The following is a 12,875-nucleotide window of genomic DNA, read 5'->3' on the forward strand; positions in this document are numbered from 1 at the left end:
TCAGTCCTCCTCACCAAGGTCGTAGCCCGTTACCAAAGCTTCTGCTTCTCGAACGGCACCCTTCTTCTGCGACGGCATGAGGTAGCTCAACGTCCGGTTCGCAATGGTCTCCATGTCCACGGCCGCCACCAGGGACTGTCGCCAGACGTCGTCTTCTTCTGTGCGCTCGAGCATGCCGTACTGGTGCATGAGCCGCACGAATCGAGTCACGAAGGTGGCCACCCCTGCCCTGTTCTCCCAGTAGGCGTCCCACAGCAGGCCACTCTCCCCCTCAGGTCGGCCGCTGTTACCCATGGCTTCGAGATCTTCCTTGAGCTGGGAGATGAGATGAGCTTCCTTAAAGAGCGCATCGCGCCAGCTGTAGAGGTTGCCGACGGGGCGATCGATCCGGTCATAGAAAAAGTGGTTCATCGTGAGCCAAACCCGGGCGCCCCAAAATACGGACAGCGCCTTGTTCATCTCGACTGATTCTTCCTCCCCTGTCTCACGCCTCCTGTCGCGAAAATCGGTGAGAAAGGCACGCGTATCCACGAACGGTGGCGGGTCCTCGCCGACACGCCGGGTCAAGACGTAGAAGGTGTTGATCACCCCGCTTTGCCGAGGGATGGCGAGGTCCGCAAGCCCGTCAAGGACTCTGAGACCAAGGCCCTGCCCTTCAAGAAATTGATCGAACTCGTCCAGCATGCCCGGCGAGCAGTCGGCGAGGATTTTTGCGGCGCGACTCTCCTCAGGGCGCTGTGAGCGCCCGAGAGGTTGCGTCGCAATTTCCCGGTACCGAAGCAACATGCCGTGCACGAAGCCTTGATCAGATGGGCTCATGTGACTCTTCCTGTGACTCGTTCTCGATCGTGAAGATGGGATTGCTGGTGATCAGTACTCGGCCGCCTTGGTCGTGCGCGATCAACGTGTCTTCATGGACGACCCGGATCTCGGCGCCGTCGGCGCACAAAATCTCAGGATAGGAATAAACACCGACCAGAGAGGCGGCCGCGCCATCGGGGCTGAACTCCATGCCGTCGAGCTGCAGCAGGTCTTCAAACGATAGCGGCCCCTTCCGAAGAGCACTGATGATTCGATCCCGGTTGCGCTCGACGAAGGCGTGCAGTGGCTCGTCTTCCTGAACTTCCTCCCCTGCCTCCGCGAATACGGGCTCTGCCACCGGCGCATTCATCTGAGCGAGCATCCTTGTGAGATCCACTTCACCCACAAATGCATCCGGGCTGAAGAAATCGAAGGAACCCTTCCAGGGCATCAAATCGGGAGCGGCCGCCCGCAGCTGGTCAACGAAATCATCGCCCTGTTGGTTCAACGACCGGACGAGGTCGAGAAAGCGCAAGGAAGGGGCGCGTAGCGTCTGGATGCGCTGGGCGTCGTCGATAAACTGCACGAAGCGCCTGGCCATGTGTTCGGTGCTTTGAAGCACAATTTCCAGTTCCGACTGGAGGTTGCCGATCTCGAACTCAACCGGGTGGGTTGCCTTCCAAAGATCGAACGCATCCTGGACGGCCGGGGAAAACAGCAGTTGGAGGGCCTTGTTCACAAGCTCGACGGCTTCACTCAAGGTCGCGCTGATGACATCGCCGTCCGCAATCAACGCGCCGCGCAGATCCGCCAAGGTGACTCTCTCGGTGACGTCGACCATCTGGCGCGCCTTGGCAGCAAGGTCCGCCACCATTTCTCGGCAAAACCGAGGGATGTCCTCGAACCGGCCACGCTCGATCGCCTTCACCAGTCGCTGCGCGTCCAAATCGCTGTAGAGCCAGCTCTCTTTCAGATCACTGACCCGCAAGAACAGGCCTGCGTTGTCGTTCAACGCGACCTGGCCAAGCCCCCTGTCATAGGTTAATAGCGGCGTTGCTTCGCTCGTACGTCCATACGAGATTGAGTCATCATCTCTGATGCCGTACCGAATCTCTCGCGGGGTGGAAAGCGAAGCGACGCAAAACAGGACCTCTTCATAGGTAATGTCGGGTACAAGCTCTTTTGCCTCGCGCGCCAGAGCGCGGACCGACACAAGGGCGCGGCCTTGATCCAACTCGAATTGCCTCAGTACGTCCAGCAGAGAAAGCGCAACGAACAGGTTCCGCCCTGCGGATTCAGGCGTTTCGGGCACGCTCACCGACTCGCCACCGCTTCTGGATTGGTGCAAATCAAGCAGGCGAGAGACGGCCGCTATAAGTTGTACTTGTGCCGGGATCTCGCTGGTGCTGATGACTGCCTCCAGAACAAACCTCGTGTATGCCATCCGATTTTACCCATTTCGGCACGAACAACGGTCACAGAAGCGCTTGCTAAAACGTTCGCGTCTCAACCTCGTCGCTCTCTGAAAGCAGTCCGAACAGACGCGCTCCTCGATACCGATGGCCTACCCAGTCCCATTCGCCAATAGATCCGCCACCGATTAGCATCAGAGGTCGAGCGACGCCAGCGTCGCGATGCCTTGCGATGCTCCGCAGAGTTCGACGATCAAGCCAACTCATCTGCGGAAGGCCATCAGGATGCGTGTGCCAGTCCCCAACGTAGGTGGAAGCGCCCGAGGACTCGGAAAACAGAATGTCCAACTGGCGGCACTGCCAAGCGTGATCGGGAGTGAACCTATGACGGTTATGGACCGCCTCAGGGCCGGGGCCGACGACGGCGCGCACGACTGGCTCGCCGTTGTCGGCGACGTAACCCGCGAGAACTCCACCCGTTTCCAACGGATAGGCGCGATCAGCCTCCGTGCAGAGCTCCCGCATAACCGACTCACTGATCCATACGAGGCTCATCCTGCGTTACATGCCGGACACTCCACGTGAGCCGACAGATCGTAAGTCGTCCACTCGGGAACGATTGAGAGGCCGTTGCGTGAGAAATCACCGACCGCAACATCCCATCCGAAGTCGGGGTAACCTGCCGGTTCGCCACGACTGAGGGTCGCTACGGCAAGACGGCTAGCCAGCAGCGCCACCTCGTCGCTGTCAATGCCAGCGCCGATGAAGGTCGGCTGCGAGCAACCACCCGGCTGAATCTCCCCTGAACCAACATCTGCAGGAAGACGTATCGATCTGTCAGCCAAGCTTCGCTGAAAACAGTGCCAGCAACCGAGGGTCCGTCCTGGAATGATCCTTCCAACCACGCCTCCGGCAGCACCGTGAGTTGTCGTCAACCACAGGTATGGCTTGCTGAGCTCCCGTGCAAGGTCGGCGACAAAATGACTAACCAAGTGGCTCGCCGAAGCATCAATGATGAGGTCTGATCTGTCGCTGAGAGTGCGGATGAGATCGTAGTCGGAAAAGAAAGTGTCATTCGGCTCCGTGGGTGCTCCGAGCCGCAGTGGCCAAATTTCGACATTGGTATAGGGATATTCATTCGAGAGGTGCGTCGCCAACGCTGTCACCTTGTGAAGCCCAGCATACTGCCAACCGAGAGCCCACCGGATCGAATTGCCGACCTGGAGATGATCATGATCCACAAGGTATAGATGCTCGATGCCGGCGCGGGCCAGATGTAGGACGAGCGGCGAGCCCAAGCTGCCAAGCCCGACCACCAAAGCCGACTTAGTGCGGAGTGACTGAAGAGCCGGAGCGCGTTGCATCCAAGCCCCCACTCCGCCCCAATCCGTTCGGATGAACAGCCTGCGAATGACGGCTGGTCGTGAGCGTTTTGACTCCCGCTGAATCTGCACGGCAAGGAACACCCAGTCGTCCGAGTTCCTGCGCCATGACTTTTCATCTGGAAATACGAAACCGGCGATCAATATCTCGCCACGCCTCGCCGTTTCAAGCGCCTTTTTGAACTCCGGCACCTCTGACAGCATGAGCTCAAAGAAGTACTCCTCTAAGTTCAAGCCATCTTCCGGGTTAGGCCGCTTCGGCAGACGCATCCAGAAACCCGAAAGCGCTTCGGTGAAAGCGGGCGCAGTCGTCGAAAACTCGACCAGTGATTTCCGCCGCATATCCGAGATTACTCTCAGCGCACCGTTGATAAATAGCGCATCGGCGGAGCCCGCCCGCGTGGGGCGCACTTGGAGCGTGAGCCGCCCGACAGGGCACTCGAGCGGAGGTGTCTCGTCAGGCACGACGATCACGCAGTTCGGCGGATACGGTAAGTACGATGAGAAGGGCTCTCCAGTGTGATCCTCGTTGTCTGCGACGAAACCAGGATCGGCACCATCGGCGACAACTGCCTGCAGAATCGGAAGCTGCTCTTGGATGAGCACGGCGAGCGTGTCCTTGCATGGTTGCCAGCCTTCACCCTCCCTAGCCAACAAGCAGAGATTGTTACCAAGCGGGTGCTGGTGGCGCTGGTAGGTCGGTCCATCTAGAGACACTTGAGGCGGAAAGTACGGGTAGGTGTCGGGGTATTGCGCAGTCAGATTGAGCGACGTGTCCTTGTATGGGACCGCTACGCGAATGACGAGGCGGCCCTTCGCCCACTCGGCTTCATCTTTCGACCACGGAAACCCCAAAGCGCTGAGCGCCGCTTCTTCGGCGTTCAGCGCCTGGGGATATCTATTCCACCATGCCTCCATGTCAGCCCACCGGCCGGTGCCCGGGGGCTTGGGTGCTCCGTGCCCGGGGTTCGGGCGATTGCTCGGCGGGCCGGGCGGAACGTTTGGGTGCTCGGGCTTGGAAGGATGTTCAGGTTTGTCGTGCTGACTCATAGCTAAGTCCTCTTGAAAGGGAACCTAGTCTCATAGGATCCCAGTCGGGTTGAAGTGATGGCTGGCGCGTATTGGCGTCGGCCGCTCAGGATCTCACTATACGCGGGAAGCCGAAGAATACAACTACTTTTTATTACGTTCTATATTTTATTACGGCGCATTTTATCAACCCATCCGGTACAATGACGCATCTTCAGAAGAAGTTATGCGATGAGTCCCCACCGAGACATTCAGAGAGAGCGGCTGTTTTATATAGAGTTTCTGGCTCTTTTCGCCGGTCAGGTGAGCCGGAAAGACATCGTCTCGCGCTTCGGCATCAGCGAGCCCGCCGCGACGAAGGACATCTCCTTGTATGCTGACTTGGCGCCTGGGATGTTGCGCTATGACCTGCGACAGAAGTGCTATGTCCTAGCCGAAGGCAAGCCGATCTTTGAGCACGACGTCGATCAGTGTCTGTATTCCCTGGCGGGTGAGCGTGCGATCGCGATGGACACCGAACACGCGAAGCGCCTGTCGAGCTGGGTGAACTGCAGTATTCGGCGAAAGATGCCGTTGCCGCTCGTGGCAACCATCACCAGATGCATGTACCAAAGGCGCAAGATGATCGCGCAGTACTGGTCCCTTTCCAGTGGGTCCAAAGAACGGATGTTGTCTCCTCTGGCGCTTGTGAATGATGGGCTGCGCTGGCACATCCGGTGTTTCGATCACGAGCGCGGCGAGTTCCGCGACTACAACCTGACACGGTTCCAGACCGTCGAACCGGGCGATCTTTCAAACGTGAGTCTGGACGGCGACGAGGAATGGAATACGGAAGTTCGGCTGAGACTCATTCCGCACCCAAAAGCGGACCATCCGGCGACAATCCGGCTGGACTACGACATCGCGGATGACGCCAAATACGTGACCTTGAAAGCCTGCCTGGTTGGATATTTCCTTCGGCATTGGCACATCGACTTCACTGATGGAGCACTAGGCAATCCGAAGGCAGAACAACTCTTCCTGGATAACAAACATGAGCTCTTAAAGTCCGGAGTGCGGCCTTGGGCCTTTGAGGCATGACTGAGCACCCAAAAACGGACAGTCTCAGAGGTTCAGGGACAAGCTCACACGTCCGTCATGTTCGAAGCCAGATGCGGCGTAAATCTTCGTAGAGCAGCTAGACAGCTTGATCGCTTATCAACCTTTCAGCACGAAATCTCTAATGGCATAATCGAACGCCATTTCCATAACACAGGATCGTTCCTGTGGACGACCACTACACCGCGAACGTCGAACAAGACGAGGACATATTCGCTCTAGCCTTCGACGCGTTTGTCGGCACCGCGCGCCTTTCCCCGGAATCACTCGAACGGATCCGGGCGGCGGCCCTACACAGTAGCCTCCCTCCTTCCTCCGTATCGGTGAAGCTGGGGCTGTTATCGGAACTGGAAGTCGCGGAGGCAATGGCCAACGCGGTCGGCGAACCACTCCTGCGACGTGCGGATTTCCCCGCGCTACCGCTCGAAATCGACGATCTCAATCAAACGTATCTGGAGGCCAGACACGTCGTTCCGATCTCGATTCGGGAGGGGTCGATCGAGGTTGCGATGGCCAATCCATTGGACGCCACCACCCGTTCCGGGATCGAGTTCGCGGTGCGTCGGTCCGTGAAGGCATTCGCCGCACTCGAGTCGGAGATCGCGGACTTTCATGCCGAACACGCACCAAAGCAGAACGATTCCTCTCATGAGGACGGAGGAGGCAAGTCGCAACAGACTCAAGATGATCTGGTCGTGCTCTCGGATCAGTCTTCCGACGCGCCTGTCATTCAGCTGGTCAATCGCCTGATCACCTCTGCGGTCGACGGCGGAGCCTCCGACATTCATCTCGAACCGAGGGATTCGGGCATGAGCGTGCGCTACCGCGTCGACGGAGAGCTCAAATCCGTTGAAACACTCTCAGGTCGGTGGATGGATGCGGTGGCGTCACGAATCAAGTTGCTCTCGCAACTCGACATCGCGGAGCGGCGCCTTCCTCAGGACGGGCGGATGAGATTTGTCGTTCGAGGCCAGGCGGTCGACCTGAGGGTGGCGAGCTTCCCAAGCTTGAACGGCGAATCGATCGTTCTTCGGATTCTTGGCAGGAACGCGTTGGGACTGGATCTGAACCACGCCGGACTCTCGCAGCCCGGTTTGAGTGCACTGACCTCAGCCCTCTCGCGTCCACACGGCATCATTCTGATCACGGGCCCCACCGGAAGCGGTAAGACAACGACGCTATATGCCGCCCTGAAACACATTCTGCGTCCGGAACTCAAGGTCATTACCGTCGAAGATCCCGTGGAATACACGCTGCCTGGCGTCGTCCAGCAGCAGGTACGCCAAGACATCGGCTTGACGTATCCGATCGCGCTTCGTTCGATGCTCCGGAACGATCCGGACGTCATCATGATCGGCGAAATTCGCGACGGCGAAACGGCCGATATCGCCATCCGTGCCGCCCTCACGGGACACCTGGTACTGGCAACGCTACACACGAACACCGCCGCCGGCGCGATCACTCGGTTACTCGATCTCGGGGTGGAGAGTTTCCTGTTGGCGTCGACGCTGTCGCTGACATCGGCGCAACGTCTGGTGAGGCGCCTTTGCGTCCATTGTCGTCACCCACGGCCCGCCACGGTTCAGGAACAAGCTTGGTTCAAGAGCGCGGGTCTCGGAGGAGGGTCCAACACGCAAACGCTCTACGATCCTACCGGTTGCCTCGAATGTTCCGGCAAAGGCTTCGCCGGGCGCGTGCCATTGTTCGAAGCACTGAACATCGGCGACCCGGAACGGGAATTGATTCGTCAATGGGAGGGAGAAGCCCGGTTCGAGCGTCAGCACGCCAATCGTGCCAACGGGCTGTGGGAACACGGCGTCGATCGAGTCCTGTCGGGAGAGACGACGTTTGCCGAGTTGCTCAAGGTCGTTCCATGTCCGACGTCATGAAACGCTACTCCGTGTTCGCACTCACCCCCGATGGAACACCGGAACGTTTTTCCCGGGTAGCCCCCGCCGAGCAAGCCTTGGCCCTTGAGCTGATCGAGGGCGGCTACGTTCCACTTCGCATCGAAGCCGAGCGGAACGATCTCTGGGGAAAGCTCAACAAGCCCATCGGTTCGAACCGCCCAATTCCGATGACCGAGATGGCAGGCCTTGCAGAACACCTCCACGAACTCCTCTTGTCGGGGCTTCCCATTGACAGCGCCTTGTCCTGCGCGTCCAGGAAAGGGCCAAGATCGCGAACGCGACTCGTGCGCTCGTTGCTCCGTCAGATTCGTGGGGGAGCGCCCTTGTCGGAGGCGCTCCGAAGTGAAGGCACGCCCGATTTCGTATGCGAGTCCGTACGGGCCGGAGAGCGCAACGGGCGCTTGGGAGCCACTTTCGGCGAAATCGCGACGACTCTCGGAAAGCAAATCGAGATTCGCCGCAACACCATCGGCGCCTTGGTCTATCCCGCCGCCATCCTTTCTGTGCTCGTCCTTGTGCTGACGTTCATCCTGATCGGTGTGATTCCGGAGATCGCGTCCGTGTTCCGCGGCGACGAGCAACGGCTCCCCGTAGTGACCCGCTTCGTCCTGGCGGCATCGGATGTGGCACTAAGACACGAAGCCACACTGATCGGATGCGCGGCAGCATTCGTCATACTCATATGGGGTATGATGTCCGGCGTATTCAACTTGTCCAGGCTGATCCGGTTCATGCTGCGATTCCCCGTTTTTTCCGCGTTGATGGCGACCCAGGATGCGCGGGTTCTCTCGGCCTTCGGGAACATGGTGATCGGTGGCGTCGAAGCGTCATCGGCGTTGAACGCCGCCGCGAGGATCGCCCCCCATCCCGCGCTCGCGACGGATTATCGCAATGCGGCGAGCGCGGTTCGCGAAGGTATGTCGGTGAGTTCTGCCTTGCAGCGCTTCACGCGGCTGGACGACGAAACCTTGGCGTTTCTCGAAGTCGGCGAACAAGGCGGTTCGCTCGGCCCCATGGTTCTGCGGGCGGCCGAGCTACTCGAAACCAGCGGCGAGCGGGCCCTTGCACGATTCGTCGCGTTTCTCAATCCGGCGGCGATCATTGTCATGGGGGCGCTCGTGGGCATCACCGTGGCTGGCGTCATGCTCGGGATCGTCAGCGTCAACCAACTGGCAGCCCATTGAACCCGGCCACCATGTTCACTGCAAGCCACACCTTCCATCCACGACACCAAACGCGCTTTCGTCGCGGGCAAGCCCTCCGGCCGGACATCGTCATTCTCACCCCGAATCGCCTTCCGATGCCGATGAGCGCCCGCCCCTCCGAAGCGGGGTTCACACTCCTCGAACTACTGGTTGTGATCGTCGTGATGGGCATGCTGGCCGCGGTCGTCACGCCCCAGGTCATGAACATGTTCTCGGGAGCGAAATCCGATACCGCCCGCCTGCAGATCGATACCTTGGCGACGGCCGTCAACTACTACAAGCTCGATACCGGAGGTTATCCCACCCTGGAGCAAGGGCTGGACGTGTTGGCGCATCGACCGGCGAACCTCCGCCAGTGGCGTGGCCCCTACGTCCGAAAGCCAGAGCATCTCCTCGACCCTTGGGGCAATCCGTATCACTACGCCATTCCCGGCAAGAGCGGAGCTTTCGACATCTATACCCTGGGGGCCGACAATCGCGACGGCGGCGAAGGGGAGGATGCCGACATTGGCGTCGTCAAATCCAACTGAACGGGGCACGACGCTGCTCGAGTTGCTGGTCGTTGTCGCGCTGCTCGGATTGCTCGCATGGGTGGGTCTAGGCGCGAACCTGCTGCCCCCTCCGGAACGGAGGGTCGAGCGTGCCTTGATCGCCGAATTGTCCAGCGCGCGAAGCACCAGCGTGAAACGGGGTACCGTCGCAACTGTCGATTGTTCCGTGCTGCCAGCCAAGATCGAGACCGCGGGCGCCAGAACGGCGGATTTGACGATCGAGTGCTTTCCGCAATTTGGAGCCGGCTCGAAGCGGTTTTCCTTCTATCCGGATGGATCGACTTCCGGCGGCTTCATCCGCTTCGGCTTTGGACATCCCGACACAATCGTACTCGTCGACTGGCTGACCGGAGCGATCCACGTACTACCTCGGGAAGCGAGCGCCCCATGATCAAGCGAATGCAGAAAGGCTTCACACTGCTTGAAGTCCTCGTCGCTCTTGCGATCGGAGCGAGCGCCTTGGGCATCGCGATCGCCTGGACGGGAGAGCTTCTCCTGAGGCAGTCGGACCTGATCGACCACGCCCGTTTGGCGCTGACCGCTCAGTCGGCCGTGGAAGAATGGCGAACGGGATCGCTTCAAGCCGCCAAACGCGAACCCTCGGAAGCATCGAGCCCTATCGAGATCCGGACGTCTCGCTTGACCGAATCGTCCAGAACTCGGCCGATCATGCATCTGGCTGTCGAGCAAGGTCGCTTCGTGGTCGGACAGCCCGATTCGACTCGCGCCTTTCAGCTCGACGCCATCCGCCTCGGTAGGGCCGCCGAATGAATGGTGAGGCGAGGGAACACGGTTTCACGTTGATCGAGGTACTCCTCGCGATCGCCGTCGGATCGATGCTTCTGGCGCTATCCACGCAGCTCGTGGTCCAGATTCGTGACGGTTGGATTCGCTCCAACGAACTCGATGGGCAGCTGGAACAAGTTCGCCTGGCGGCCACCGTATTGCCGCGTTTGCTGGCAAGTGCGGTACCGCGATCGAAACGCGGTGTCGCCGACGGGCTACAAGGCTCTTCCTCTTCGGTCGAGTTTCGCGCCATTCCGCCACAATCCGCGATGGAACTTGGGCGCGTACGTGTGAAGCTCTTTTCCGAATCCGATGACAACGGCGGATTTCGCTTGCTTCTGTCGATCTCGAACAATCACGGACAACCGATCGGCAAGCCGGCCCGATGGCCGATCGCAGAAAATCTTCGGGACGTGAAATTCTCGTACGCGGACGCAGAAGGCAGATTCACGCCGTCTTGGTCGCCGGATGAAGCACGCCTGCCCGAGTTGGTCCGCATCGTCGCGCATTCTCGAGACGGCCCCACCCTAAATATCTCGGTGCGTCCACGAGTTCGTGTCCCGTTCGACTGCGTCATCGACTCGGTGAGCCTGTCATGCCGCGGGTAGTGGATACCGTATGGATCGCCTGGGATCGATCTGTCGAGCACATGGTCGGGTTTTGGCGTGCGTGCGTCGACGAGTGGCGAGCACTCGTTCCAGACAACTGGTTTTCCCGTATCGAGGCCCCTGACGGCACTGTCATTCTGGAGAGACGTGGTGTCGAGCTCGTACCGATCACTACACCCACAGCCGCAGGCGGATCGGCTCGGGTCTGCCTGCCCGACGAATGCGTACACGTGTTCCAGATGGTGCTACCTCGCTCTGCGCGTCCCCATTTCCGCTCCGCCGTCGGCTATCTGCTGTTGAGGGAATCACCGCTCGACCCCTCGATGATCGAATTCGACGTGGGCGCCCCACAGCTCAGTCGCGTCCCCGAGCATATTCAGGTGCCAGTCGCACTATGCCGCACCAGCGATCTGGACACCGCGATCCACGTGACCGAGCGGCTCGGTCTTTCGGTGCGCGCGGTCGGGAGCTCCCCGATCGACAAGCAGCGGTTTCGCTGGGTATTTCGCCGCCCTCAACGGAAGCGGGTATCGACACGGCTTCTCGAGCCGTCGCGTCTTCTCGTCGGATGCGTATGCTCGTTTGTCGTTGTCACGCTGGCCGGCAGTTTGATCGCCGATTCGATGAGCGCACAGATTCGCGAACGCGAACGCCGGCTCGTCTTGAAACTCGGCGCCCACGCCGATGAACTTGAAAGACAGACGCTCCAACGGGAGACCCTGGCCGCCGTGGCCTCCGAGTTTCCCCGCTTTCGCCTCACCTCCTTGCTCAATGAAATCGCCGCCGCGCTACCGGCCGACGCCCGGGTCGATCAGATTGAATTCGCCGATGGAGCACTGACGATAGGCGGTTTCGCGCCCGAGCCCGGACGAGCGATCGCCGAAATGAAGCGCCATGCGCCCGAACTGTCCGGGTTCCGGCTGGAAAGTGTGACGGCCAACCCGAATCCCGGCGAACAACCACAGTTTCGCGCCCGCCTGCGGCTTTTGGCGGAGACAAAACCGTGAAGCACTTGCCCCCCGCTCTGAGAAAGCTGGTCGCCGTGTCCGTACTCGCGCTTCTTGCCATTTCAATGGCCAGCGCGGCGGGAGCGTTAATGGCCAGATATCGAACCGCGGCGGTTTCCCTGGAGGACGCCAGATTCGCTTTGGCCCAAGCGCAGAATCGCGTGCGGGCGCTGACATCCAACGACGAAGCGTCACTGAGCGAAGGGTGGAACAAGGTATCGGAATCGCTCATGTGGGAGGGAACCGCGTCGGACGGCGAGGCCGTCTTGGGCAACCTGATCGCAAGACTCATCCAGGCACACGGTGTCACGCTCAATACCCTGAGAATGGTCGCCAGCGACCAACCCCACCATCTTGCGAAGGCCTCCGCCGAACTCAGCGGACAGGGTAGCGAAGTACGCGTCCTGCGATTCTTGGAATCGCTGGAGGGCTCCTCATCCGCCATACGGATCGAACGAATGAACATACGTACCGTCGCAGCGGGCAACATCCCCGATAGCCGAGAGGGCGCGACGTTATCCTTCGATCTCAAGGTCGACGCGCTGGGCAAAGCGCCGCTTGCCGGATCCGCGCAATGACGCGCCCCTCCCTCACGAGCTCGTTGGTTTTGGCAAACCTCGTTTTATGGGGGGGTGGGTTCCTTTGGCTCTATCTTGCTCTGTCGCCGCCCGTTCCAGATGTCCGCACAACCGACGCCGGCGCTCCCTCCACGTCCGTCGACCTACCTCAACCGCCGTCCGTGGTCGGCGACGCGCTGTTTTCCCATGCGCTGTTCAGCCCACATCGAGGCGCCATTACGACGGTACCGAAGAAGAAAGAGGCGCCGACTGCCGCCGTATCGCCACCACCACGGGTCTTGGGCACATTTAGCGATGGTCAGGAGACCCGCTACGCGCTGCTGGCGCCGGTGGGTGGCCGCCCCCCCAAAGTCCTGCACCAAGGAGACAGCATGGACGGCTGGAAGGTCGAGTCGATCGGCGTTCGCGACGTGCTCATCTCCCGGGATGGAGAAACCCACAAGCTGCCGCTCTCTCCGAACGGCGAAGCCATCGGCGGCAGCTAACCACGATCACAAAAGTCGAATAT

14 protein-coding genes are annotated in these 12,875 nt (G+C 60.0%); 10 read left to right on the forward strand and 4 right to left on the reverse strand.

The genetic code is table 11. The annotated features are described in order from the left end of the window. From G3580_RS18230 to G3580_RS18245, 4 genes are read right to left on the reverse strand one after another with little or no spacing between them, the layout of a single operon-like run. Positions 1-819: a hypothetical protein gene (locus tag G3580_RS18230; protein WP_173767933.1), complete on the reverse strand. Its 819-nt coding sequence runs from the start codon at positions 817-819 to the stop codon at positions 1-3. Further along, positions 806-2,245 carry a hypothetical protein gene (locus tag G3580_RS18235; RefSeq protein WP_173767935.1) on the reverse strand — a complete coding sequence of 480 codons (1,440 nt, stop codon included), beginning with the start codon at positions 2,243-2,245 and terminating at the stop codon, positions 806-808. Before G3580_RS18235 ends, G3580_RS18230 begins: the two co-directional genes overlap by 14 nt. A gap of 46 nt (positions 2,246-2,291) precedes the next feature. Further along, positions 2,292-2,768: a Mov34/MPN/PAD-1 family protein gene (locus G3580_RS20485; protein ID WP_173767937.1), complete on the reverse strand. Its 477-nt coding sequence runs from the start codon at positions 2,766-2,768 to the stop codon at positions 2,292-2,294. Continuing rightward, positions 2,765-4,645 (reverse strand): ThiF family adenylyltransferase, encoded by a 1,881-nt coding sequence (locus tag G3580_RS18245; protein WP_173767939.1) that lies wholly within the window; start codon positions 4,643-4,645, stop codon positions 2,765-2,767. Before G3580_RS18245 ends, G3580_RS20485 begins: the two co-directional genes overlap by 4 nt. A gap of 210 nt (positions 4,646-4,855) precedes the next feature. Here G3580_RS18245 and G3580_RS18250 point away from each other — a divergent pair, with 210 nt between their 5' ends. The 10 genes from G3580_RS18250 (at position 4,856) to G3580_RS18295 (ending at position 12,852) form a co-directional block, all read left to right on the forward strand. Next, a complete protein-coding gene (locus G3580_RS18250) occupies positions 4,856-5,704 on the forward strand; it encodes a WYL domain-containing protein (RefSeq protein ID WP_173767942.1) in 849 nt (282 codons plus the stop codon). Between the two features lie 185 nt (positions 5,705-5,889). Further along, on the forward strand, positions 5,890-7,611 hold the full coding sequence (locus G3580_RS18255; protein WP_173767944.1) for a GspE/PulE family protein: 1,722 nt from the start codon (positions 5,890-5,892) through the stop codon (positions 7,609-7,611). Then, the gene (locus G3580_RS18260; protein WP_173767946.1) at positions 7,596-8,816 is read left to right on the forward strand and encodes a type II secretion system F family protein; all 1,221 of its coding nucleotides are present in this window, start codon (positions 7,596-7,598) and stop codon (positions 8,814-8,816) included. The genes G3580_RS18255 and G3580_RS18260 overlap by 16 nt, the downstream gene beginning before the upstream one ends. Positions 8,817-8,827: 11 nt before the next feature. Further along, entirely contained in the window at positions 8,828-9,367 is a 540-nt protein-coding gene (gene gspG / locus G3580_RS18265; protein WP_228720713.1) for a type II secretion system major pseudopilin GspG, read from the forward strand. Next, positions 9,336-9,779 carry a prepilin-type N-terminal cleavage/methylation domain-containing protein gene (locus G3580_RS18270; RefSeq protein ID WP_173767948.1) on the forward strand — a complete coding sequence of 148 codons (444 nt, stop codon included), beginning with the start codon at positions 9,336-9,338 and terminating at the stop codon, positions 9,777-9,779. Before gspG ends, G3580_RS18270 begins: the two co-directional genes overlap by 32 nt. Next, positions 9,776-10,159 carry a type II secretion system protein gene (locus G3580_RS18275; protein ID WP_173767950.1) on the forward strand — a complete coding sequence of 128 codons (384 nt, stop codon included), beginning with the start codon at positions 9,776-9,778 and terminating at the stop codon, positions 10,157-10,159. The genes G3580_RS18270 and G3580_RS18275 overlap by 4 nt, the downstream gene beginning before the upstream one ends. After that, positions 10,156-10,782 carry a prepilin-type N-terminal cleavage/methylation domain-containing protein gene (locus tag G3580_RS18280; RefSeq protein ID WP_228720714.1) on the forward strand — a complete coding sequence of 209 codons (627 nt, stop codon included), beginning with the start codon at positions 10,156-10,158 and terminating at the stop codon, positions 10,780-10,782. The genes G3580_RS18275 and G3580_RS18280 overlap by 4 nt, the downstream gene beginning before the upstream one ends. 230 nt (positions 10,783-11,012) lie before the next feature. Beyond that, positions 11,013-11,789 carry a hypothetical protein gene (locus tag G3580_RS18285; RefSeq protein WP_173767954.1) on the forward strand — a complete coding sequence of 259 codons (777 nt, stop codon included), beginning with the start codon at positions 11,013-11,015 and terminating at the stop codon, positions 11,787-11,789. Beyond that, positions 11,786-12,367: a GspMb/PilO family protein gene (locus tag G3580_RS18290; RefSeq protein ID WP_173767956.1), complete on the forward strand. Its 582-nt coding sequence runs from the start codon at positions 11,786-11,788 to the stop codon at positions 12,365-12,367. The genes G3580_RS18285 and G3580_RS18290 overlap by 4 nt, the downstream gene beginning before the upstream one ends. Continuing rightward, complete coding sequence (locus tag G3580_RS18295; protein WP_173767958.1) at positions 12,364-12,852, forward strand: hypothetical protein; 489 nt, start codon at positions 12,364-12,366, stop codon at positions 12,850-12,852. The genes G3580_RS18290 and G3580_RS18295 overlap by 4 nt, the downstream gene beginning before the upstream one ends. Positions 12,853-12,875 lie beyond the last annotated feature (23 nt).

This window comes from Nitrogeniibacter mangrovi (genome assembly GCF_010983895.1).
In the GTDB taxonomy this organism is placed as follows: Bacteria; Pseudomonadota; Gammaproteobacteria; order Burkholderiales; family Rhodocyclaceae; genus Nitrogeniibacter; species Nitrogeniibacter mangrovi.

Coding starts and splice junctions, on each gene's coding strand:
- G3580_RS18230 (WP_173767933.1), bottom strand. CDS start 819: ATGAGCCCATCTGATCAAGGCTTCGTGCACGGCATGTTGCTTCGGTAC.
- G3580_RS18235 (WP_173767935.1), bottom strand. CDS start 2,245: ATGGCATACACGAGGTTTGTTCTGGAGGCAGTCATCAGCACCAGCGAG.
- G3580_RS20485 (WP_173767937.1), bottom strand. CDS start 2,768: ATGAGCCTCGTATGGATCAGTGAGTCGGTTATGCGGGAGCTCTGCACG.
- G3580_RS18245 (WP_173767939.1), bottom strand. CDS start 4,645: ATGAGTCAGCACGACAAACCTGAACATCCTTCCAAGCCCGAGCACCCA.
- G3580_RS18250 (WP_173767942.1), top strand. CDS start 4,856: ATGAGTCCCCACCGAGACATTCAGAGAGAGCGGCTGTTTTATATAGAG.
- G3580_RS18260 (WP_173767946.1), top strand. CDS start 7,596: ATGTCCGACGTCATGAAACGCTACTCCGTGTTCGCACTCACCCCCGAT.
- gspG (WP_228720713.1), top strand. CDS start 8,828: ATGTTCACTGCAAGCCACACCTTCCATCCACGACACCAAACGCGCTTT.
- G3580_RS18270 (WP_173767948.1), top strand. CDS start 9,336: ATGCCGACATTGGCGTCGTCAAATCCAACTGAACGGGGCACGACGCTG.
- G3580_RS18275 (WP_173767950.1), top strand. CDS start 9,776: ATGATCAAGCGAATGCAGAAAGGCTTCACACTGCTTGAAGTCCTCGTC.
- G3580_RS18280 (WP_228720714.1), top strand. CDS start 10,156: ATGAATGGTGAGGCGAGGGAACACGGTTTCACGTTGATCGAGGTACTC.
- G3580_RS18295 (WP_173767958.1), top strand. CDS start 12,364: ATGACGCGCCCCTCCCTCACGAGCTCGTTGGTTTTGGCAAACCTCGTT.